Here is a 22,282-nt window from a genome sequence, read left to right as displayed (position 1 = left end):
CCTTCTCTGTTACCTTATCGAGATTCTAGTATACTACTTATAGTCCTAATGAAATATATTTAATTTCTAAATATTCTTCGATACCGAAATGGCCTCCTTCACGGCCGATACCACTTTCTTTAAAGCCACCAAATGGCGCTTGTGCAACTGATGGAAGGCCATCATTTAAACCGATAATACCATACTCTAACGCCTCGCTAATTTGGAATGCTTGGCTAATGTCTTTTGTGAAAATATACGCAGCTAAACCGTATGGTGTATTATTCGCTCGCTCGATTACTTCTTCAACTGTTTTAAATTTCGCAACCGGTGCAACTGGTCCGAATGTTTCTTCATTCATGCAAAGCATTGTATCATTCGCCAATCCAATTACAGTTGGTTGAATGAAATATCCATCTAATTCTGCAATTTTGTGGCCACCATATAAAACTTCGCCACCTTTTTGAATTGCATCTTCAATATGTTCTTGCACTTTTGAAATTGCATTTGCATCAATAAGTGGTCCTACAGTTGTTCCTTCGCCGAATCCGTCTCCAACTTTAAGCTGACCTACAGCTTTTTGGAACTTTCCTGCAAATTCTTCGTACACTCCTTCTTGGACAAATACTCGGTTCGTACATATACACGTCTGTCCTGCGTTACGGAATTTCGAACCAATTACCGCTTCTACAGCCTTATCTAAATCAGCATCATTCATAACAATAAACGGCGCGTGACCACCTAACTCAAGCGAAACCTTTTTCATTGTTTGCGCAGCACTAGCCATTAATTCTTTCCCAATTTCAGTTGATCCTGTAAAGGAAACTTTTCGAACGCGATCATCTTCCATCCACGTATCTGCAATTGCTTTTGCACTACCTGTTACAATATTTATTACACCTTTTGGAATATCTGCTTCATGTGCTAATTCAGCTAACTTCAATGCAGTTAATGGTGTTTGACTCGCTGGTTTCACAACCGCTGTACAGCCCGCTGCAAGCGCTGGAGCTACCTTTCTCGTGATCATAGCAGCTGGGAAGTTCCACGGTGTAATAGCCGCCATTACTCCAACTGGTTGTTTCATTACTAGAATGCGTTTATCCGGATGAGAAGCTGGAATCATTTCACCGTATATTCGCTTTCCTTCTTCTGCATACCACTCAACAAAACTATTTGCATAATTCACTTCACCGAGCGCTTCCGCAAATGGTTTCCCTTGTTCTCTCGTCATAATCGCCGCAATCTCTTCTTTATTTTCATCAATAAGTGTAAACCACTTTTTTAACTTTGCTGCACGATCTGCTGCTGTTAATTTTGACCATGATTTAAAGGCTTCCTGTGCAGCGTCAACAGCTTGCTTTGCCTCTGTTACTCCGCCTTTAGGTACAGTTGCAAATACTTCTTGTGTTGCTGGATTGTTAATTTCAATTTGTTCTTGTAACGTAATCCACTCGCCATTTATATACATTGCCTTTTTATCTAAGTTTACGAACATCGCTTTTTTATCCAATGTTTTCTTCCTCCTCTATGAACTTCTTAATCTTCCTAGTGGCAGCAGATTGACTTATTTGCAAAAACTCAGCCACTTTATAACTTGATCCATACGTTTTATACGCTTTAAGAATAATATTTCTCTCTACCTCTTCCAGCATTCTATAAAGACTTTGCCCAGATTGTTCAACTGTCGCCTCTTGCATAGATAGTGGCAAATCTTCTACCGTTACAAAATCATCTGCAGTGATAACAATTCTTTCAATTACATTCTCTATTTCCCTATTGTTTCCTTCCCATGGATATCCGACAAACATTTGTAACGTACTAGGAGCTAGCTTCACGTCACGTCCGTACTTTTTATTAAAATGATGTAAATAATGATAGACTAGCGGCAATATATCTTCTGTCCGCTCACGAAGTGGAGGAATTGAAATTGGTATTACATTTAGGCGGTAATACAAGTCCTTCCTAAATGTCCCCTCCTTTACCATTTCGCTTAAGTCCCTATTCGTGGCCGCGACTATACGAACATCTACTTTTTTTAAATCTCTTCCTCCTACCGGCCGAAATGTTTTCTCCTGTAATACTTGTAGAAGTTTTGACTGAATTTCAAGCGGCATTTCACCAATTTCATCTAAGAAAAGAGTTCCTTTATGTGCTGATTCTAAAAGCCCCTTTTTCCCTTCACGATTTGCACCTGTAAAAGATCCACCTGAATATCCAAAAAGCTCAGATTCAATTAAATTCGTCGGCAATGCCGCACAATTAATTTCATAAAAGCTTTCATTTTTTCGGTGACTCACCTCATGCAAATGGCGTACTAACCGGCTTTTCCCTACTCCAGTCTCACCTAGTATGAGAACCGTACTATCTACCACGGAAACCTTTTTGATCGTTTCGACTATTTTTTGCATAGCGATACTTTTAAAAATAAGCCCTTCATGTTCATACGTTTCTCTTAATTCTTTTTTATATGTCTTTAACTGATTATCCATTTCCTCTACCTTTTTGCGTAATTGGTAGAGTTCGGTAAGATCTCGGGAATAACTAATAACTCGTCTTAAATTACCTTGTTCATCAAATACTGGCCTTGTACGAACATGTAAATATTCTCCTAATTTCGTTGTTTGAACGAGTTCTACAGGCCTTTCCTTTTCAATTACTTCTAACGTTGCAGATGGATAAAAAATCCCTTCTTTTTGTAGTTCTTGTACATGCTTTCCTACTAATTCCTTAGCAGAGAGCTGGTAATGTCTTTCACACATGCTATTTACACGTACAACGATTCCCTTGTCATCCGTAACAAAAATTTCATCAAATGCATATTCAAATACATCTTGTAAATCCATCAACACTCGTTCCTTTTCTGCAACCATCCTAGCCACTCCCTGCCTCATATCCATCGATTCACTTTACTACCTTTATTATAAAGTGAATTTTCTGCATTTTATATAGAGTAAGCTAGAATGTTTTCAATTTGTTATTTATACAAATCTATTTATATTTTTCAGCACATAATTCGCTGCCTTGAAAAATACAGAACGCGATTGCAAACATACCTTCACTTTGTTTTAGCTTGGTATGGGGCAGGAAAAGGGGCTGATCGATTCTATACATGGTCAGACGCCCCCTTCTGCCTAAAAAGAAAAGCTTTATACCCTTTTTCAAGTTATCTCTAGTCTTTATACACGAGCGATATTTGCTTGCTCATAACAAGCTTGCAATGATTCTTCAATTATTGTTAAACCTTCTTCAAGTTGCTCATCTGTAATAACTAATGGCATTAACACACGGATAACATTTCCATATGTTCCTGCTGATAATAGAAGAAGCCCGCGTTTATTTGCTTCTGCACATAAATTAGACGTCAATGCTTTATCTGGTGCCTTCGTCTTGCGATCTTGAACAAGCTCAAATGCACACATCGCTCCTAAACCTCGTACATTACCGATGCAATTATATTTATTTTTCATCTCTTCAAATCGATTCATTACTACTTTTCCGAGTTCTAGAGCTCTATCATTTAATTTTTCCTTTTCTATTACATCAAGAACAGCTAACGCCGCGGCACAACCTAATGGGCTTCCAGCATATGTTCCTCCTAATTCTCCCGGCGCAGACTCATTCATAATTTCTTTACGCCCAATTACACCACTAATCGGTACGCCGGCGCCTAATGATTTAGATACCGTAATTAAATCTGGAACGACATCATAATGATCAATGGCAAAATATTTTCCTGTACGACTAAAACCAGTTTGAATTTCATCCGCTACAAATAAGATGCCGTGTTCTGAACAAATGCGGCGAACTTCTTGAACAAATTTCTTACTTGGAACGATAAATCCACCTTCTCCTTGAACTGGCTCCATTACGACAGCTGCGATTGATTCTGGTGCTACTTCTGATATAAAGAAATTCTTAAACTCTTCAATGATAAAATCATCATACTGCTCTTCTGTTAATCCTTCTGGACGGCGGTATTCATATGGGAATGGCGCTTTATATACTTCTGGAGCAAATGGGCCAAATCCAAATTTATATGGTTTTACTTTACTTGTCATCGTCATTGTCATTAATGTACGGCCGTGAAACCCTTTAGAAAATGCGATAATACCAGGTCGTTTCGTATATTTACGAGCGATTTTTACCGCATTTTCGACCGCTTCGGCACCACTGTTTAAAAACAATACTTGTTTATCAAAACTCCCTGATGCTAATGCTGCAAGCTTCTCTGCCAATTCAATATACGGCTCATACATCATTACATTGAAGCCAGTATGAATATATTGATCTACTTGTTTATGAAGCGCTTCTTTAACAGCAGGATGACAATGCCCTACATTAATTGTCCCAATTGCTCCCGCGAAATCAATAAACTGATTTCCATCCACATCTGTTACAAGTGCGCCATTTGCAGACTGTACAAATGTTGGAATTCCATTACTTACTCCTTTTGGCACTATATTTTGGCGGCGTTCTAATAAAGATGCTGCTTTCGGTCCTGGAATTTGTTCATTTACTTTAGCAAATTTTTTTGTGTTCATTGTGTACCCCATCCTTTTCTATACAATGTTTTCTCTTTTTATTGCAAGATGTGTGCCAACTCACCCTATCTAGCGTTCATCCCATTCGCTTAATATCTTGGCATAAAAAATAAGTCTATAAAGACTCATTAAGAGTCCTTATAGACTTATTTTTTTATACGTTAGACTTTCCTTGTTCCCAAATAAACTCACCTGAATGAGAAATTAAATCCTCAACAGATTGTAATATTAAATCTGCAAGTGGTTCTAACGTTTGACGATCACCCGTGCCAGATAGTACTCCAATTGCGTAGCAATCGCCACCATTTTTCGCTAAATGTAGATCCGTCGGCGTATCCCCAACGACCGCTACTTCACATGTTTCTAGATTAAACCTCTCGCAAAACGATTCTATAATTCTTTTATCTGGCTTCTGTGCTGGAAACGTATCTGAAGCTATAACACAATCAAAAAAAGCTTCCAATTGATACTGCTTTAAAAATAATTCTGTCGGCGCGAAGTCATCAGCGGTAACAACACCTAGAATAAATCCTCTATCCCTTAACGCTTGTAAAACTTTCGGTAAATCTGCCGTCATTCTCATATGTGAACGATGCTCGTACATAAGAGCAAACAATTTTTCACTTACCCATTGATGCATCTCTTCTTCTTTAGATGATGTAATATACTTACAAATCCCCTTTGCCACATCAAGACTCGTTCCAGCAGCAAGCGCACTACGTGGGTTAACAAACGCTCCCTCTACACCAATCTCTTTTAATAAAATTGGTTGCATTGATTCTGGTAATTGATATATATTTATACATTCAGAAACAAGCTCTTCAGCTACCTTTATCCAGATCGAATGAAAATCCATTAATGTCCCATCTTTATCAAATAGTATTGCTTTTACCTTATCCATAGCACCCTACCTCTCATTTCTTCTCTCCTCCAGTGTATCAATAAAGTATGGATATAAAATAAATGAATTGTAAAAATACCATAAAAATCAAACTAACTTCCAATTTACAATTCATCTATATAAAGTGAAACTTTAATCGGCGGGAGTTTTATCCCCCCCACTATTAGCTCGCAAATAGCGGGATAAAAATGAAAAAGGATGCCTTTACAGGGCATCCTCTTGATGTTCTGGAACGAATAATTCAAGACAATGATACATATTTTCAAATTCCATCGGTGCGTCTCCGCCATATTCACCATCTAAGTTAATCATTAATTTATCAGGTGAATGGACTTTAATTCGATTCGCTTGTGTATATAACACTTTCGGATTATTAATATGTTCACCGCGTTGTGCTTGTGTTGCTGCTTTAATTAAATCAGCGATAGAACCTTTTTTTAGTACTAATAAATCAAATAATCCATCGTTAATAGATGCATATGGTGCTACTTTTTCGAATCCACCAACTGAACGAGTATTTGTAATTAAAAACATCGTAATTTCTTCTTGTAGTAACTTTCCATCATACTCGATTTCAACATATGTTGGATGTAATGATGGTAACATTTCGATTCCTTTTAAATAATAAGCAAGTTGACCTAATACTGTCTTTAGCTTGCTTGGTACTTCATATGTTAATTCTGTAATACGTCCGCCACCAGCAATATTAATGAAATATGTATCATTCGCTCTCCCAAGATCTAAAGGAACTGTTTTCCCTTCACAAATAATATCCGCTGCCTCTTCAATAGCACGCGGAACACCAATTGCACGTGCAAAGTCATTTGTCGTTCCAACTGGAATAATTCCAAATTTCGGACGATGTTCATGTCCCACTAAACCATTTACTACTTCATTTAACGTACCGTCACCACCGGCCGCAATAACAACATCAAACTTGCGATCCGCAGCTTGCCTCGCCGCCACAGTTGCGTCTCCAGGACCAGTTGTCGCATGACAAGATGCTTCATATCCAGCTTGTTCTAATTTTTGCAATACTTCCGGTAAGCTCTTCTTAAATAGCTCACGTCCAGAAGTAGGATTATAAATAATTCTTGCTCGTTTCATCATTTATTAGCACAGGAAATTCCTTATTCATTAAAAAAGAATACACCGAACCCTTATTCAGTATCCCTATGCCTACCTCCTCTCATCTTCCTATCCTTCTTTTATCCCGCTCAAACAGGCAGTAAGAACCCGATTCGTGTAGCCCATCAAAAGTAACTATTCACTCATGATGGTTTTGCTTTATTTGACCAAGAAATTTATGTCTATCCATTCTCTCACATCAATTTACATATAACGAATAATAATTATCTATTATTTCATGAGATGAAAAAACTCTCTATGTCTAGATTTATCATTATTCCCACCTTTTTGCAACTATCATACCATAGTTGCTATACAAACATTTTTTCACTTTTGACAGTTAATCAAACGTTTATTTAAATTATTTTTTACCATTTAAACAAACGTTTGATTAACTCAGAAAAAACACCCAAATACGGGTGTTTTTTTCTGTTTAATCTTTAAACATCTATACTATTTTAGCGCTTATTAATTTCTTCAAGTAAGATTTTGTTAACAAGCGGTGGATTTGCTTGTCCTTTTGTAGCTTTCATAATTTGACCAACTAAGAAGCCAATTGCACGGTCTTTACCGTTTTTAAAGTCTTCGATAGATTGCTCATTATTATCAAGAATTTCTGTTACAACCTTACGAAGTGTTCCTTCGTCAGAAATTTGAACAAGACCTTTTGCTTTAACGATTTCTTCTGGGTCTCCACCTTTTTCAATTAATTCATTAAATACTTTCTTCGCGATTTTAGAAGAAATTGTACCTTTTTCAATTAATTGAACCATTTTAGATAAACCAGCAGGTGTTAATGCAACGTCTTTTAATTCTTTTTGTTGTTTGTTTAAGTATGCAAGCACTTCACCCATTAGCCAGTTTGATGTTAATTTCGCATCAGCACCGTCTGCAACTGTTGCTTCAAAGAAATCAGACATCTCTTTCGTTAACGTTAATACGTGTGCATCATAAGCTGGTAAGCCAAGTTCTGCAACATAGCGAGCTTTACGTGCATCTGGAAGTTCTGGAATAGAAGCACGAACTTCTTCTTTCCACTCATCGTCGATGTAAAGTTCAACTAAGTCTGGCTCTGGGAAGTAACGGTAATCGTCAGATCCTTCTTTCACACGCATTAAGATTGTTTTCTTCGTTGCTTCATCATAACGACGTGTTTCTTGTTGGATGATACCACCAGATAATAATTCTTTTTCTTGGCGCACTTGCTCATGCTCAAGACCTTTTTGCACGTAAGTGAAAGAGTTTAAGTTTTTCAGTTCTGCTTTTGTACCGAACTTCTCTTGTCCAACTGGACGAAGTGAAATATTCGCATCACAACGAAGAGAACCTTCTTCCATCTTACAATCAGATACACCTGTATATTGAATGATTGATTTTAACTTCTCTAAGTATGCGTATGCTTCTTCTGGAGTACGCATATCTGGCTCTGATACGATCTCGATTAAAGGCATACCTTGACGGTTGTAGTCTACTAATGAACCTTCACTTGTATGCGTTGATTTACCTGCATCTTCTTCTAAATGAAGACGTGTAATACCGATACGTTTCTTTTTACCGTCTACTTCGATTTCAATCCAACCATTTTCTCCAATTGGCTTATCAAATTGAGAGATTTGGTATGCTTTCGGATTATCTGGGTAGAAATAGTTTTTACGGTCGAACTTCGTTTCCGTTGCGATTTCACAGTTTAATGCCATTGCAGCTTTCATTGCAAAGTTAACTGCTTCTTTGTTTAAAGTAGGAAGTACCCCTGGGTATCCTAAGTCAATTACACTTGTTTGTGTATTTGGCTCCGCTCCGAATTCTGTTGGACTCGCAGAGAAAATTTTCGAATTTGTTTTTAACTCAACGTGAACCTCTAAACCAATAATTGTTTCTAAATTCATCTATGCTCGCCTCCTTACAGACTTGCTTTTTTTGTATGATAGTCTGTTGCTTGCTCAAACGCATGTGCAACGCGGTAAATTGTCGCTTCATCGAAGTGTTTACCAATGATTTGTAGACCAAGTGGCATGTTGTTAGCACCGAATCCACATGGAACAGAAATCGCTGGAACACCCGCTAAGTTTACTGGGATTGTTAAAATGTCATTTGCATACATTGTCATTGGATCGTCCACTTTTTCGCCCACTTTAAATGCTGGAGTTGGCGTTGTTGGTCCAATAATAACATCGTAGTTAGCAAATACATTTTCAAAGTCGTTTTTAATTAATGTACGTACTTGTTGTGCTTTTTTGTAATATGCATCATAGTAACCAGAGCTAAGAGCAAATGTACCAAGCATAATACGACGTTTTACTTCATCACCGAAACCTTCGCTACGCGTGTTTTTGTAAAGATCTAATAAATTACTTACATTATCAGAACGAACACCGTAACGTACGCCATCGAAGCGTGAAAGGTTAGCAGATGCTTCAGAAGAAGATAATAAGTAATATGTTGCTAGAGCGTATTTAGAGTGCGGAAGAGATACTTCTTCCCAAGTTGCGCCCATACCTTCTAATACTTTTAAAGCAGCTAGTACTGACTCACGAGCTTCTTCGCCAACACCTTCGCCTAAGTATTCTTTCGGTACAGCAATGCGTAAGCCTTTAACGTCGCCTGTTAAACCAGCTAAGTAGTTTCCAACTTCAACATTTGCAGAAGTTGCATCCATGCGGTCAATACCTGAAATAGCTTGTAATAAGTATGCATTGTCTTCTACTGTACGTGTAATCGGTCCGATTTGGTCAAGTGAAGATGCGAATGCTACTAATCCGTAACGAGATACGCGTCCGTAAGTTGGTTTTAAACCTACAACGCCGCAATATGCAGCTGGCTGACGGATAGAACCACCCGTATCAGAACCTAGAGAGAATAATACTTCTCCTGCCGCTACTGCCGCTGCAGAACCACCACTAGATCCGCCCGGAACATAGTCTAAGTTCCATGGGTTTTTTGTAGCATAGAAACCTGAGTTTTCATTTGAAGAACCCATTGCGAACTCGTCCATATTTAATTTACCGATTGTAATTGTGTCAGCAGTTTTTAACTTTTGCACAACTGTCGCATCATAAATTGGATCGAAGTTTGCTAATATTTTACTCGCACAAGTTGTACGAAGTCCGTTAGTTACAATGTTATCCTTTACACCGATAGGCATACCGAATAGTAAACCATTATCTTCAGCGCCAATCTTTGCATCTAATTCTTTCGCTTTCGCGCGTGCATTTTCTTCATCTAATGTAAGAAAAGCTTTTACGTTATCTTCAACATCCGCAATACGTTTGTAAGATTCTTCTACTAAATCCGTAACGGAAATTTCTTTGTTGTTTAACTTCTTATGTAACTCTGATACAGAATGATCAAATAATGACATCGAAATTCCCCTCCTCTATTCTAATACTGCTGGAACACGGATTTGATTATCTTTGTGATCCGGTGCATTTTTTAATACTTCTTCTACTGGTAAACCTTTTTCTGGCACATCTTCACGCATAACATTTTTCATTGTTAATACATGAGTTGTTGGTTTTACATCTGTTGTATCTAATTCATTTAACTGTTCTGCAAATGTAACAATTGCATCTAGTTGTTTTTGAAATTTTTCTGCTTCTTGATCAGTAATTGCAAGACGTGCTAAATGTGCTACGTGCTTTACATTCTCAACGGAAATTCTTGACACGGCTAGGCCACCTCCATAATATATCGTTCAATCTACAATACTATTGATGATACCAAATTTTCAGTACTTCAAGCAAGTCAACACATGGCACTTACAGCATTTTTACACAAAAAAAGAAAGGCAAATGCCTTTCTTTACAATTTACTCTTTATCTAACGGTTTATTTTTTGGAAATCTTTCATTATCCTCTTCATTATCACGAATTGTTTTTTGCAATACAAAACAAGACATCGTTAAAAATAATGTCCCAAGTAAATAGTACCCTTTTACACTAAGCGTTTCATCTAATGTATATATACCTATTAACATTCCAGAAAGCGCGCAAACAAATGAAGTCCATGCTAAAAACGTGAACGCTTGCGTATTTCTTCTCTTCATCGTTCTCCCCCTCGTTAGCTGTACACCCATTATAGATAAATATATTCATCATTATGGATTTTTATGTAAATTATCTTTTTTCTATTTATTAATCTATTACAAAAAGTCTCTATTTCGAAGAATATTTTCTGACTAGACTGAAAAAACAATTAAAATGATTGACATTTATTTCAAATCAACATAATATAAAAACAAATATTACGAATCTCGAAATATACGGGAGTGGAAATAATTGTTGCAATATGAACATTTTTTAGACTTACTGCTAGATAACGCCAAGAAACTTTTCTATCCTGAAGAATGGGTAACCCTTGATCTAACGCTTTCTAAGACAGAAGTGTTTTGTTTACTTTGGATGGAGCGAAATGCAGATATTACAATGACAAAAATTGCTGATCTTCTTGATATACCGATGAGTACAACGACAGGCGTCGTAAATCGCCTTGTAAAAAAGGGATATATTGAACGTTATCGAGATGAAAAGGATCGACGCATTGTATTAATTCGTTTAACAGAAAACGGTATAATGCTCGTTCAAGAAGTAAAACAAAATGCCGCCCATTACTTTAGCCTAGTGACAGAAGCATTGTCAGAAGAAGAAAAAGCATTCTTACTACAAATATTCCAAAAGATCATGAATCACATTGCTACGTCACAGCAAAAAACAGAAGAAAAGGTTTCTACACCTAAAATGAAAAACATTCCGATTGAATAAAACCCTAGCTGGGTTTTTATTCAATCATTTACTTCGAAACTCGTAATATTCGACATTCGAAACAAAGGGGATATAATGATGAGAATTATTTTGTATACAGGTAAAGGCGGCGTAGGAAAAACTAGCATTTCAGCAGCAACAGCACTTCAAAGTGCAAAACAAGGATTAAGAACATTAGTAATGAGCACAGATCCTGCTCATAGTTTAGGAGATTCACTTGGTATAAAACTATCTTCTGAACCATTAGAAATTCGAGAAAATTTATGGGCACAAGAAATTAATACTATTTATGAAATGGAAAAAGGTTGGGGCAAATTACAGAAATACATTACACTACTCTTCACTTCCAAAGCAGCTGACGATATTACAACAGAAGAATTAACAATGTTTCCTGGTATGGAAGATTTAATTAGCTTACTTCGAGTACTCGATTACTATAAACAAAACACATATGACGTCATCATTATTGATTGCGCACCAACAGGAGAAACTTTAGCAATGCTTAGTTTTCCAGATATGCTCGGCTGGTGGATGGAAAAACTATTTCCTATTAAAAGAAAGGTTTTAAAAGTTGTTCGTCCTGTAGCACAACCACTCCTTGGCGTCCCTCTCCCAACAGATGATATTATGGACGAATTAACGAATACGCTTGAACAACTTGGAGAAATGAGAGATATTTTATCAAACCGAGAAGTAACAAGTATTCGCGTTGTTGTAAATCCTGAAAAAATGGTTATTAAAGAAGCTCAGCGCAGTTTTACGTATTTAAATTTATACGATTATAACGTAGATGCCATTATGATTAACCGCGTCATCCCCAACACTGTCACCGATCCTTATTTTCAGGCATGGAAAGATACACAAAAGAAATATAAAACATTAATTCAAAATAGCTTTCAACCACTTCCTATTTATGAAGCTCCGATGTTTGAGCAAGAAGTTGTTGGGCTGTCTATGTTAGAACGTGTCGGAGATGCTTTATTTAAAACTGATCCTTGTCCTACTGAAGTGAAATTCAACGGTCGCACGCAATATGTAAAAAAAGATGGTGATGAATATATTTTCGTTCTGTCCATTCCCTTCTCAAACAAAAGTGAACTTTCATTAAATCAAAAAGGTGATGAACTTATTATTCGAGCCGGTTCTGTGAAACGAAATATCACATTACCAAAAACATTAACGCACCTTTCTATTCAAGGAGCTAAGTTTGAAGATGATGTACTAAACATTCGGTTTGGAGGTGTAGTACATGCATGATGAACTTTTACGGAGAATAATTCGTACAAAACTAAAAGTTGGTATGCGTATATTAGAAGAGCTACCAAATCCGATTCAGCAATCAGCTAAGCAAGCACTAAACGTTTTACAGGAGGAGCTCTCTTCTTATACGGAAGAACAACCACATCCTGAAGGTAATTTAAAAATTATCATCATTGAATAACCCTATCCGTATAGAAGGCCTGCTTTTTATAGGCTTTCTATACCTTTATTGGAGCTGATGTAAGTTGATAAAAACATCTTCAACAAGATATTTCGCCACTAATACAATCTGGCTAATCCCCTTTTTATTTTTCATTCATAACCTTGAAGAGGCTTTTCAAATGCCACAATACCTTGCTAATCAATTTTCGATCCACTTTATAACTAACAAACAATTTTTCATTGCAATTTCCATATTAACAACATTGGTCTTACTCATAGTCATTCTATATCAATTAAGCATCATATCTTCTATGTACTGGATTATTTTTATACAGGGCTGTATCTTCTTTAACGCCGTTCAACATGTTATTTTATTTGTTATTTATCGTTCTTATAACCCAGGAGTAATATCAGCATCCATCATTATCCTATTTTCTCTTTTCTTATTTTCATCAAAGAAACTATTAATCCATAAAAGGAATTTAGCAATTACACTCATTTTCAGTTTACTTTCTTACCCAATTATAATTTGGATTACCTTACTATTCGCTAGCTGCTTTCAACAATAAAAAAAGACCAAGAAAATTCCTGGTCTATCACTCTACTTAACAAACATTGGATTCTACGTTATACAAAATTGGAAGGTACAGAATTAGGGTTTTGTTTGTTAAGTAGATTATATGTTAAGCGAACTAACAGCGGAGGGGTTCCTTCTGTTAGCCCGTTAAACTCAATAATTATTTTACGATTTTTGCAAGCTCATCAAGTGAAAGATCTACTGAAATTGAACCATCATTTGTTTCTTTCTTAATTGCATCTGTTACTTCTTTTGAATGGTACAATTCGATTACTTTTTTCAGTGTTGGATCATCTTTGTCTTTCGTACGAGCTGCGAAAATATTAATATATGGTTTCGCATTTTCATTCTTTGGATCTTCTAGGAAAATAGGATCCTTCGCTGGATCTAATCCAGCTTGACCAGCAACACCGTTATTAATAACTGAAGCTGCTACGTCTTTTAATACACGAGGTGTTTGCTGTGCGATAACCGGTGTAATTTTTAACTTCTTCGGATTTTCAGCGATACCACTTGGATCTCCAAATAGACCGAAATCTTTCTTAAGCTTTAATAATCCAGCTGCATCAAGGAGTTTTAATGCGCGTGCTTGGTTCGTTGGATCATTTGGAATAGCAATTTCTGAACCATCTGGGATTTCATTTGCTTTCTTATATTTTTCAGAGTATAAACCCATCGGTGCAATTTGTGTTGTACCAACAGCTGTAATGTCTAACTTATGCTCCTTTTTAAATTGTTCTAAGAAAGCAATATGCTGAAATGAGTTTAGTTCAATATCCCCATCAGCTAACGCCTTATTTGGCGTTGTGTAATCAGAGAACTCAACCAGTTTAATTTTAATCCCTTCTTTTTCAGCTTTTTTCTTTAAGATTTCCCAAGCGTCTCCATCTGTTCCAGTTACACCGACGCGAACTACTTTCTCTTTCGCTCCTGCACCTGTGTCTCCACCTGAGCAGCCGCTTAATGCTGAAATTCCTACGATTGCTGATAATGCAAATGCTAAAATTTTCTTCATTTTATTTTCCCCTCTTCCTTTTATGATCTGCGTAAAAAGACTTTCGCAAAGTAGTTTCCTAAATTTTGAGCTAACTGTACAAGAATAATAAGTAAAACGACCGTTACGAACATAACTGATGTATCAAAGCGTTGATAGCCATATGTCATTGCTAAGTCGCCAAGGCCTCCACCACCGACAAGTCCTGCGACTGCAGAAAATTCAATTAAACCAACTGTCATAAACGTAACTCCCAAGATCAATGGCGCTAACGCTTCTGGCACGAGAATTTCAAAAACAATTCTAAGTGGTGAAGCACCCATTGCTTGCGCAGCCTCAATTACTCCTTTCGGAACAGAGACAAGGTTTGTTTCAACCATTCTAGCAATACCAATTGAAGCAACTAACGTCATTGGAAAGATTGCTGCTGCCGTTCCGATTGTAGTTCCAATAACACTTCTTGTTATTGGACTTAAGGCTACTAAAAAGATAATGAACGGAATCGGACGAATTGTATTAATAATGATATTAAGAATAGAAAAGACCCACTTATTTTCTAAAAAATTCCCTTTCCGCGTCACATATAACAGTAAACCTAGAGGTATACCTAGAATTGTAGCAAATATAAGGGTAACAATTACCATTAGGAGGGTATCCCCCGTCGCATCTAAAATGCGAGGCCAAAATATACTCCAATCAACTCGCATGAGCTTCTACCTCCTTCAGCTGCACTTGCAGTCTCAGATGTTGTAATGCTTTTTGAATCTCTCTTTGTTCACCTTGTAGTTCTACAAGAAGATTTCCAAATAAAACATTTTGGAGTTCAATAATATTTCCGTAAAGAACATTTACATCGACATTATAGTTTTTCGCAATATACGATAGTACAGGCTGCCCTGTCTCTTCCCCAGTAAAAGTCAGGCGATAAATCTGACCTCCATTTTGAATTTTCGCTAGAACACTTTCTGGTAAGTGATCATTAATAACAGAGCGTACAAAATTTTGAGTCGTTTTTGTTTTTGGTTGTGTGAAAACGTCAAACAGTTTTCCTTCTTCAATTACTTTTCCTTTTTCCATAACGGCTACGCGGTGACAAATTTCTTTCACAACGTGCATTTCATGTGTAATAAGTAGAATCGTTAAATTGTATTCTCGATTTACTTTCTTTAATAAATTTAAAATTTCTGTCGTTGTTTCCGGATCTAAAGCTGATGTTGCCTCATCACATATGAGAATATCCGGTGATGTGGCAAGCGCCCTTGCAATCCCAACGCGTTGCTTTTGGCCGCCTGATAGCTGTTCTGGATAATAGTTTGCTTTATCTTCTAAACCAACAAATTTTAGTAGCTCATTCACTCTTTCTTTCATCTCATTTTTTGGCAATTTTGCTAACTTTAATGGATAAGCAATGTTCCCAAATACTGTTCTTGAATTAAATAGATTAAAGCTTTGAAAAATCATTCCAATCCTTTGTCTTAGTTTCCGTAACTCTTTCGTCGATAATGATGTAATATCTTTATCATCTATTGAAATCGTTCCTGCAGTTGGTCTTTCTAACATATTTACTAGACGTAATAACGTACTCTTTCCAGCACCACTAAATCCGATAATGCCAAAAATTTCACCCTTTTCAACTGACAACGTTACATCCTCCACGGCATGAACTGATTGTCCGCCTGATTCATATACTTTACTTACATTGTTAAAAGAAATCATTTTCTTCCCTCCTATATGCTTTAAAAACTTGAAGTAGAGCTTTCGAGGTAAAATAAAAAGTGCTCTCCTTCTTATCAGTAATAAAAGATAAGAAGGAGAGCACTAATATAATATGTACTCGTTCACATCTTCTCATCTTCCAAGCCTGTTTTAGGCTTGCTGGAATTAGCACGGTATTAAAAAAACCCGTTGCTGAGGTATCGTAGGGCCAGTCCCTCCACCTCTCTGGATAAGAGTGCATCGATTTAGTTGTCATTTAATTAATTCTCATTATAGAACTCAGAATAATGAGAGTCAATACATTTTTTAGAAAAATATTAATTATTCCTCTATTTAAATTTTCAAATCAGAAATCATAATACAATAACGATTTTTATAGTTATGTAAAATTCTTATCACTCATACTTTTAGAAAGGGAAATCCTCTCTATTCATTGAATAACATAATTTGAATATGAAATCGGAGGAAGATAAATATATGAAAACAGCTCTTTTGCTCGTCGATATTCAAAATGATTATTTTCCAAGTGGAAAGATGGAATTACGTAATCCAGTAGAAGCAAGTGAATATGCTATTCAACTACTACAACATTTTAGAATAAGAAATGAACCTATTTTTCATATACAACATGTAGCTATAAAAGATGATGCTACTTTTTTCCTGCCAAATACAGAAGGTGTCCAAATTCACGAAAATGTCCGTCCACTTAGAGAAGAAACCGTTATACTCAAACATTATCCAAATAGCTTCCGAGAAACTGATCTTCTAGAACGATTACAACGTTCAGAAATCGAACATGTCGTAATTTGCGGAATGATGACCCATATGTGTATTGATGCTACAGTAAGGGCTGCTTTTGATTTTGGCTTTCATTGTACCGTTATACATGATGCTTGCGCTACAAAGGATCTTTCATTTAAGAACGCTACTATACCGGCTGTTTATATTCACAATACAATTTTGGCGAGTTTAAATGGAGTGTATGCAAATGTAATGAGTACAGAAGAGTTTTTAGCTAACTAAAATTCAAAAAATCATGTCTTCCTCATCAATTAAAGAGAAAGACATGATTTTTATTTTTATTCTCAAACTATTGTAACTTAAAATCTCCCGAACTTGTTTTTACTTGCACTTTATGTTCTCCTGAACCTTTTACTCCAATTAATTTATGCTTTGTTTTCTCTTCATACAATAGACCAGGTACATTCAAATGAGGTTTACCAGAACCTCCCTCAAAATTAATCTTCAAAGATTCAGGAAGTGTATCAAATTTCATATGAACATCACCACTTGAGGTGTTACATTCTATCTCACCTTGCAAACTTTTATCATTATATTCAATATTACCTGATGACGTCGTAAATGCCACTTCATCAGAGTGTAGGCCATCTGCTTTAATTTCACCGCTACTCGTAGTTAAATTTGCTGCCACAATTTCACTTTTATTAGTCTCAATTGCTCCACTAGATGTTTTAGCTGTTAATTTCTCATTTATTTTAGACTGTAATAACGATATATCTCCCGATGATGTTTTTATTTCTGCTGTCTTTATTTCCATATCCTTTGCTAGAACGTCCCCTGATGACGTTTTTATTTTCATATTTTCATACAATTTACTTGGCACTTTAATTTGTAATTTTACCTCTGCAGTAGTGCCAACGTTCCAACCAACTGAATTCCCATCTTTAGTAAACTCTACATTTAAACGATTATTTTCTTCCTTTACCATAAATTTATATTTATCTACTAATCCTTTGCTCATATTCCCATCTAGTAACACTTCAATTTCTTTTGAATCGACTGTCACAACTTCAACATCAGCAGCAGACGTTTTCACTTCAATTTCATCGATTTTCCCACCGGCCACCATTTCTTTTTTATGAATTTCAACTTTATGAAAACCTCCTCCAAAAACAGTCATCACCCCAACTCCAATTACCCCAATAACAAGCAATGATAATGCGACTAAGATTACCATCTTCATACGATAACACTTCCCTTTTATCATTTTCATATCGTCTTACAGTTGTTAAAAATTGAATTTCTACAAGTACTATCCATATAACTATTATTATTTAGTACTGTATATTAATCAGTACTAAATCATTTTTTCTGAATACTCCAAATAAAATACTAACATTTTCCATAATTTGTTACAAGGTGTATGTGCTAAAAAATAAAAAACACCCCTTTCAGTGAGCAAAACCGAAAGGAGTGTTCTCTTGTCTAACCATAGATTTTCTTTCAAATTGTATTATACAGGAAATCCTAAAAATAAATACTAAAAAATATGACTAATAAGTCAATTTTTCTCTTTGTTTTGTTTCTATTTACATGTTTATCCTGCTATTAATAGGGTTTAGCTAGTTCAAAAGAATAAATGGTAATATATAGTAATTATTTCCTACTTCAAATTAACTAGTTACCTCTATTATAGAGAGTTTCTCAAAAAAGAGATCTTCACGGGATGTGAAGATCTCTTTTACTATTTCTTATAAAGTTTCAGAAGTAGTTTTTGCTTGCATGTGAAGTGCTAAGTAATCAGGGCCACCAGCTTTAGAGTCTGTACCAGACATGTTAAAGCCACCGAATGGTTGGTAACCTACGATTGCACCAGTACATCCACGGTTGAAGTATAAGTTACCAACGTGGAAGTCTTCACGTGCTTTTTCAATATGGTCACGGTTGTTAGAAACAACTGCTCCTGTTAAACCGTATTCTGTATTGTTTGCAATTGCAAGTGCATGATCAAAGTCTTTTGCTTTACAGAATGCTACTACTGGTCCGAAGATTTCTTCTTTCATTAAGCGAGCATCTTCTGCAACGTCAGCAACGATTGTTGGTTGGATGAACCAGCCTTTAGAATCGTCTCCTTCGCCACCTGCTAGGATTCTACCTTCTTCTTTACCAATTGCAACATAGCTCATTACTTTATCGAATGCAGCTTGGTCATTAACAGGACCCATGTTTGTACCTAATACAGCTGGGTTAGCAACTGTTAATTCTTTTGTTAATTCAACAGCACGATTTAATACGTGATCGTATACATCTTCATGGATTACTGCACGAGAACATGCAGAACATTTTTGTCCTGAGAATCCGAATGCTGATGCAACGATAGATTTAGCTGCTAATTCAAGATCTGCTTCTTTATCAACAACGATTGTATCTTTACCGCCCATTTCAGCGATAACTCGTTTTAACCAAATTTGTCCTGGGTTTACTTTCGCTGCACGCTCATAAATACGGATACCTACATCACGAGATCCAGTGAAGCTAACGAAACGTGTACGAGGGTGATCTACTAAGTAGTCACCAACTTCAGAACCATTACCTGGAACGAAGTTTACTACGCCAGCTGGTAAACCAGCTTCTTCTAATACTTCCATAAATTTAGCTGCTACTACAGGAGTTGTACTAGCTGGTTTTAGTAATACTGTGTTACCAGAAACTAAAGCAGCTGTTGTCATACCTGCCATAATTGCGAATGGGAAATTCCAAGGAGAAATGATAACACCTACTCCTAATGGAATGTAAGAGAAACGATTATATTCAATTGGACGGCTTTCTACTGGCATACCGTCTTTTAATTTTAACATTTGACGACCATAATATTCCATAAAGTCGATTGCTTCTGCTGTATCAGCATCTGCCTCATTCCATGGTTTACCTGCTTCTTTTACAAGAATAGCAGAGAACTCATGTTTTCTACGACGAACAATTGCTGCAGCACGGAATAAAATGTCTGCACGCATTTCTGGTTTTGACTTTCTCCAAGTTTGGAATGTTTCATCCGCTACTTGCATTGCTTTTTCAGCTAATTCACGGCTTGCTTTTGAAACGCGACCAACAAGTTCCTCTTTATTTGCAGGGTTTACAGAAACAATTTTGTCTTCTGTAGTGATTTTTTCTCCCCCGATAATTAATGGATAGTCTTGTCCAAGATAAGATTCTACTTTCTTTAAACCTTCTTCAAACGCTAATTTGTTAGCCTCTACTGAAAAATCTGTAAATGGCTCATGTTTGTATGCTACTACCATTTTTTTAGCCTCCCCTTAGAAAAACGTTTACATTTTACAACATTATTCTACACGATAATTTAGATTTATTCAAATATTCCTAGACTTATATTTTAAAAATTAATTAATTTTTAAAATATAATAAAAAAAAGAGATTCATACATACGTATGAATCTACAAAATATGAGTATATTCCAAAACATTTTTCCCGATTAATAAAATAGTAACTAATAAAAATAAAGTCCTTACATATCCAACGCCTTTTCGAACTGCAAACTTCGATCCAAAATAAGCACCTAAAATCATTGATAATCCCATAATTATACCGTATTCAAAATGAATTATATCTAAAAATAAAAAAGTAATTAAAGATACGATATTACTAACGAAGTTCAAAAGTTTCCCAGATGCTGCCGCTTGAATAAAATCCAAACCAATTAATAAAAATGCAAAAATTAAAAAGGATCCTGTTCCTGGACCAAAAAAACCATCATAGAATCCTATAATTAAAATCACAAAGAAAAACATTAATGTTTTTCCTCTTGTCATCTTTTTATAGGTAGATACACTTCCCCAATCTTTTTTTGCAATAATATAAATGGCAATAAAAACCAACATTACAAGCACTAATGGACGCAAAATATCAGGCGGAATAAACTTTACTACTAAAGCACCTGCGACCGCTCCAATAATAGTTAACGGGATTAACTTTCCTACAATCCGAAAATCGACCTTTCCTGATCGAATAAAATAAACTGCACTCGTAAACGTCCCCATCGTTGCAGCTAATTTATTCGTTGCGATTGCCGAAGCTGGTGGTAACCCAACGAACATAAGTGCAGGAAGCGAAATTAACCCTCCACCTCCAACAACCGAATCAATGAAAGCCGCTAAAAAACCGAATGCAATTAATAAAATAATGACTTGAAAACTTAGTTCTTCCATGACTTTGCCCCTTACCCCTTTATTTATAACATTTTAAATTATAACAAAATTCCTCCAAAAAAAAAGCTGTTCCAGAAAGGAACAGCTCCATCTTTAATCTAAAATTTTCACAAACGGTTCATCTTGCTTCGCTTCACGTATAATAATAGCTTCTGGGCGTTCTACAGATTTAATCGTTACTTGTACTTTCATATAATTCGGGAAGTATTCCGTAACAAGTCCTGCTACATATTGTGTAAAACCAATTACTTCAGCTTTCCCATTAAATTGGATAGGAATTTCAAGTTTCATTTCCTTTAATTCATCATCCTTATACATCCCAGTACCGATAACAGCTGTATAATCACCTTGGAAATACTCGCTTAATTTCGCTTTAAAGTTTGCTACTCTTGCAAGGTCTTCACGTTTATTATCTGTTTTTGCTTGTTCAGACGGGAACAAGTAATATTTCTCATTGATTGGTTTCCAATCCTCAACCGTTTCACTACCTTTTTCTACCTTAGCATAAGAAACAAAATTCCCCGGCACAAGCGAAGACTTTGGACCTTGACGGTAAATTGCAAAGGTAACCGGAATATTTTTTACTTTAGGATCTTTTTGCTGCATTACTTTCAGTATCTCTTGTGCCATTCTTTTCCCTTCAGCCAACATTTTTTTATCTGAGATTTCAGCCTCACGAGGATAACCATGCTCTTCATTATAATACTGGACAGAATTCATCGCTAATCCAACTACAATGCCACTAGGTTCAGCAGCGTTCTCACCTTTTTGTTCATAATAATCATGCTCTAAAATATTTGATATATATATTGGATTTTTTTTATTTTTCACTTCTAGTGACTCTGGGCCTTCACTTAAGGCTGGATTCAGTCCGATATTCGGAAATTTAACTGCATCTTTTTTTAACTTGTCCTCTAGATCTTTTTGTTCAGCATCTGTACGCTTTCTTTTTACAAGCATTTGTATAGTTTGAGCATCTAGAACATTTCCGCCTTTAAAGAAATAATCTTTCGTACTAAACGATTCTTTCGCAATACGCATGAGCCCCGTTTCAAACTCATCTATATCTAGACGACTATTTAAACCTTGTACAACTAAACCACGTGCCTTACCTGGATCAAATGGAACCGTCGTCTTATAATATTCATCCGAAATGGAGTATTTCGGGATAACCGCTTGCTCTTTCGCTTTCCCCGATTTCTCAACTACTTTTTCATCTTTGTTGGCACCCGTGCTACACCCACTTACAAGTAGGCCTAGACTTAATATCACTAACGCTATTTTTTTCATCGTAAGTTTGCAC

At 36.1% G+C, this 22,282-nt stretch carries 21 protein-coding genes and 1 riboswitch; of the genes, 5 read left to right on the top strand and 16 right to left on the bottom strand.

The annotated features are described in order from the left end of the window. Positions 1-37: 37 nt before the first annotated feature. The 9 genes from gabD to MR109_RS21145 all read right to left on the bottom strand — a co-directional run bounded on the left by gabD (position 38) and on the right by MR109_RS21145 (position 10,591). The gene (gene gabD / locus MR109_RS21185) at positions 38-1,489 is read right to left on the bottom strand and encodes an NADP-dependent succinate-semialdehyde dehydrogenase (protein WP_071718276.1); all 1,452 of its coding nucleotides are present in this window, start codon (positions 1,487-1,489) and stop codon (positions 38-40) included. Beyond that, positions 1,482-2,849: a sigma-54 interaction domain-containing protein gene (locus MR109_RS21180; protein ID WP_242273775.1), complete on the bottom strand. Its 1,368-nt coding sequence runs from the start codon at positions 2,847-2,849 to the stop codon at positions 1,482-1,484. Before MR109_RS21180 ends, gabD begins: the two co-directional genes overlap by 8 nt. Before the next feature lie 306 nt (positions 2,850-3,155). Beyond that, positions 3,156-4,520 carry a 4-aminobutyrate--2-oxoglutarate transaminase gene (gene gabT / locus MR109_RS21175; protein ID WP_242273774.1) on the bottom strand — a complete coding sequence of 455 codons (1,365 nt, stop codon included), beginning with the start codon at positions 4,518-4,520 and terminating at the stop codon, positions 3,156-3,158. Between the two features lie 154 nt (positions 4,521-4,674). Continuing rightward, the gene (locus MR109_RS21170) at positions 4,675-5,421 is read right to left on the bottom strand and encodes an HAD family hydrolase (protein ID WP_242273773.1); all 747 of its coding nucleotides are present in this window, start codon (positions 5,419-5,421) and stop codon (positions 4,675-4,677) included. 204 nt (positions 5,422-5,625) lie between these two features. Next, on the bottom strand, positions 5,626-6,531 hold the full coding sequence (locus tag MR109_RS21165; RefSeq protein ID WP_002174630.1) for a diacylglycerol kinase: 906 nt from the start codon (positions 6,529-6,531) through the stop codon (positions 5,626-5,628). 476 nt (positions 6,532-7,007) lie between these two features. Beyond that, positions 7,008-8,435: an Asp-tRNA(Asn)/Glu-tRNA(Gln) amidotransferase subunit GatB gene (gatB, locus tag MR109_RS21160; RefSeq protein WP_025150187.1), complete on the bottom strand. Its 1,428-nt coding sequence runs from the start codon at positions 8,433-8,435 to the stop codon at positions 7,008-7,010. A 14-nt stretch (positions 8,436-8,449) separates the two neighbouring features. Beyond that, on the bottom strand, positions 8,450-9,907 hold the full coding sequence (gatA, locus tag MR109_RS21155; protein ID WP_048375567.1) for an Asp-tRNA(Asn)/Glu-tRNA(Gln) amidotransferase subunit GatA: 1,458 nt from the start codon (positions 9,905-9,907) through the stop codon (positions 8,450-8,452). 15 nt (positions 9,908-9,922) lie between these two features. Then, the gene (gatC, locus tag MR109_RS21150; protein WP_000086999.1) at positions 9,923-10,213 is read right to left on the bottom strand and encodes an Asp-tRNA(Asn)/Glu-tRNA(Gln) amidotransferase subunit GatC; all 291 of its coding nucleotides are present in this window, start codon (positions 10,211-10,213) and stop codon (positions 9,923-9,925) included. A gap of 141 nt (positions 10,214-10,354) precedes the next feature. Next, entirely contained in the window at positions 10,355-10,591 is a 237-nt protein-coding gene (locus MR109_RS21145; protein ID WP_098306718.1) for a YiaA/YiaB family inner membrane protein, read from the bottom strand. A gap of 232 nt (positions 10,592-10,823) precedes the next feature. Here MR109_RS21145 and MR109_RS21140 point away from each other — a divergent pair, with 232 nt between their 5' ends. The 4 genes from MR109_RS21140 to MR109_RS21125 all read left to right on the top strand — a co-directional run bounded on the left by MR109_RS21140 (position 10,824) and on the right by MR109_RS21125 (position 13,297). Beyond that, positions 10,824-11,306 carry a MarR family winged helix-turn-helix transcriptional regulator gene (locus MR109_RS21140; RefSeq protein WP_002174627.1) on the top strand — a complete coding sequence of 161 codons (483 nt, stop codon included), beginning with the start codon at positions 10,824-10,826 and terminating at the stop codon, positions 11,304-11,306. Positions 11,307-11,381: 75 nt separating this feature from the next. Next, complete coding sequence (locus MR109_RS21135; RefSeq protein WP_083594606.1) at positions 11,382-12,563, top strand: ArsA family ATPase; 1,182 nt, start codon at positions 11,382-11,384, stop codon at positions 12,561-12,563. Next, positions 12,556-12,747, top strand: coding sequence for a DUF3926 domain-containing protein (locus MR109_RS21130; protein WP_242273771.1), 192 nt, complete (start codon positions 12,556-12,558; stop codon positions 12,745-12,747). Before MR109_RS21135 ends, MR109_RS21130 begins: the two co-directional genes overlap by 8 nt. A gap of 64 nt (positions 12,748-12,811) precedes the next feature. Then, positions 12,812-13,297 (top strand): HXXEE domain-containing protein, encoded by a 486-nt coding sequence (locus MR109_RS21125; RefSeq protein ID WP_071718284.1) that lies wholly within the window; start codon positions 12,812-12,814, stop codon positions 13,295-13,297. A 168-nt stretch (positions 13,298-13,465) separates the two neighbouring features. On the opposite strand, the gene MR109_RS21120 is transcribed toward MR109_RS21125, so the two are convergent. From MR109_RS21120 to MR109_RS21110, 3 genes are read right to left on the bottom strand one after another with little or no spacing between them, the layout of a single operon-like run. Next, a complete protein-coding gene (locus tag MR109_RS21120; RefSeq protein ID WP_025150183.1) occupies positions 13,466-14,320 on the bottom strand; it encodes a MetQ/NlpA family ABC transporter substrate-binding protein in 855 nt (284 codons plus the stop codon). A 20-nt stretch (positions 14,321-14,340) separates the two neighbouring features. Further along, positions 14,341-15,006, bottom strand: a complete 666-nt coding sequence (locus MR109_RS21115; RefSeq protein WP_002174622.1) for a methionine ABC transporter permease — start codon at positions 15,004-15,006, stop codon at positions 14,341-14,343. Continuing rightward, positions 14,996-16,015: a methionine ABC transporter ATP-binding protein gene (locus tag MR109_RS21110; protein WP_242273769.1), complete on the bottom strand. Its 1,020-nt coding sequence runs from the start codon at positions 16,013-16,015 to the stop codon at positions 14,996-14,998. The genes MR109_RS21115 and MR109_RS21110 overlap by 11 nt, the downstream gene beginning before the upstream one ends. A 129-nt stretch (positions 16,016-16,144) precedes the next feature. Next, a riboswitch (SAM riboswitch) is annotated at positions 16,145-16,251 on the bottom strand. A 241-nt stretch (positions 16,252-16,492) separates the two neighbouring features. Here MR109_RS21110 and MR109_RS21105 point away from each other — a divergent pair. Continuing rightward, complete coding sequence (locus MR109_RS21105) at positions 16,493-17,038, top strand: cysteine hydrolase family protein (RefSeq protein ID WP_002174619.1); 546 nt, start codon at positions 16,493-16,495, stop codon at positions 17,036-17,038. A 67-nt stretch (positions 17,039-17,105) separates the two neighbouring features. Here the strand turns inward: MR109_RS21105 and MR109_RS21100 are convergent, their stop codons facing one another. The 4 genes from MR109_RS21100 to MR109_RS21085 all read right to left on the bottom strand — a co-directional run bounded on the left by MR109_RS21100 (position 17,106) and on the right by MR109_RS21085 (position 22,269). Beyond that, positions 17,106-17,999, bottom strand: coding sequence for a DUF4097 family beta strand repeat-containing protein (locus MR109_RS21100; RefSeq protein WP_048375580.1), 894 nt, complete (start codon positions 17,997-17,999; stop codon positions 17,106-17,108). Positions 18,000-18,507: 508 nt separating this feature from the next. Then, on the bottom strand, positions 18,508-20,055 hold the full coding sequence (pruA, locus tag MR109_RS21095; protein WP_002174617.1) for an L-glutamate gamma-semialdehyde dehydrogenase: 1,548 nt from the start codon (positions 20,053-20,055) through the stop codon (positions 18,508-18,510). A gap of 153 nt (positions 20,056-20,208) precedes the next feature. After that, positions 20,209-20,979 carry a TSUP family transporter gene (locus MR109_RS21090; protein WP_002174616.1) on the bottom strand — a complete coding sequence of 257 codons (771 nt, stop codon included), beginning with the start codon at positions 20,977-20,979 and terminating at the stop codon, positions 20,209-20,211. A 93-nt stretch (positions 20,980-21,072) separates the two neighbouring features. Beyond that, positions 21,073-22,269, bottom strand: coding sequence for a CamS family sex pheromone protein (locus tag MR109_RS21085; RefSeq protein WP_048375583.1), 1,197 nt, complete (start codon positions 22,267-22,269; stop codon positions 21,073-21,075). Positions 22,270-22,282 lie beyond the last annotated feature (13 nt).

This window comes from Bacillus cereus group sp. BfR-BA-01310, assembly GCF_022664325.1.
Classification (GTDB): Bacteria; Bacillota; Bacilli; order Bacillales; family Bacillaceae_G; genus Bacillus_A; species Bacillus_A paramycoides.
Note: the sequence above shows the minus strand (reverse complement) of the source record. Positions and strands in the feature narration are given on the sequence as shown.

Excerpts from the sequence above, each read along its gene's own strand:
- MR109_RS21170 (WP_242273773.1), bottom strand. The coding sequence starts at position 5,421 with ATGGATAAGGTAAAAGCAATACTATTTGATAAAGATGGGACATTAATG.
- MR109_RS21105 (WP_002174619.1), top strand. The coding sequence starts at position 16,493 with ATGAAAACAGCTCTTTTGCTCGTCGATATTCAAAATGATTATTTTCCA.
- MR109_RS21180 (WP_242273775.1), bottom strand. The coding sequence starts at position 2,849 with ATGGTTGCAGAAAAGGAACGAGTGTTGATGGATTTACAAGATGTATTT.
- MR109_RS21165 (WP_002174630.1), bottom strand. The coding sequence starts at position 6,531 with ATGATGAAACGAGCAAGAATTATTTATAATCCTACTTCTGGACGTGAG.
- MR109_RS21135 (WP_083594606.1), top strand. The coding sequence starts at position 11,382 with ATGATGAGAATTATTTTGTATACAGGTAAAGGCGGCGTAGGAAAAACT.
- gatA (WP_048375567.1), bottom strand. The coding sequence starts at position 9,907 with ATGTCATTATTTGATCATTCTGTATCAGAGTTACATAAGAAGTTAAAC.
- gatB (WP_025150187.1), bottom strand. The coding sequence starts at position 8,435 with ATGAATTTAGAAACAATTATTGGTTTAGAGGTTCACGTTGAGTTAAAA.
- gabT (WP_242273774.1), bottom strand. The coding sequence starts at position 4,520 with ATGAACACAAAAAAATTTGCTAAAGTAAATGAACAAATTCCAGGACCG.
- MR109_RS21110 (WP_242273769.1), bottom strand. The coding sequence starts at position 16,015 with ATGATTTCTTTTAACAATGTAAGTAAAGTATATGAATCAGGCGGACAA.
- MR109_RS21130 (WP_242273771.1), top strand. The coding sequence starts at position 12,556 with ATGCATGATGAACTTTTACGGAGAATAATTCGTACAAAACTAAAAGTT.
- MR109_RS21120 (WP_025150183.1), bottom strand. The coding sequence starts at position 14,320 with ATGAAGAAAATTTTAGCATTTGCATTATCAGCAATCGTAGGAATTTCA.
- MR109_RS21145 (WP_098306718.1), bottom strand. The coding sequence starts at position 10,591 with ATGAAGAGAAGAAATACGCAAGCGTTCACGTTTTTAGCATGGACTTCA.
- MR109_RS21115 (WP_002174622.1), bottom strand. The coding sequence starts at position 15,006 with ATGCGAGTTGATTGGAGTATATTTTGGCCTCGCATTTTAGATGCGACG.
- MR109_RS21090 (WP_002174616.1), bottom strand. The coding sequence starts at position 20,979 with ATGGAAGAACTAAGTTTTCAAGTCATTATTTTATTAATTGCATTCGGT.
- MR109_RS21100 (WP_048375580.1), bottom strand. The coding sequence starts at position 17,999 with ATGAAGATGGTAATCTTAGTCGCATTATCATTGCTTGTTATTGGGGTA.
- MR109_RS21085 (WP_048375583.1), bottom strand. The coding sequence starts at position 22,269 with ATGAAAAAAATAGCGTTAGTGATATTAAGTCTAGGCCTACTTGTAAGT.
- pruA (WP_002174617.1), bottom strand. The coding sequence starts at position 20,055 with ATGGTAGTAGCATACAAACATGAGCCATTTACAGATTTTTCAGTAGAG.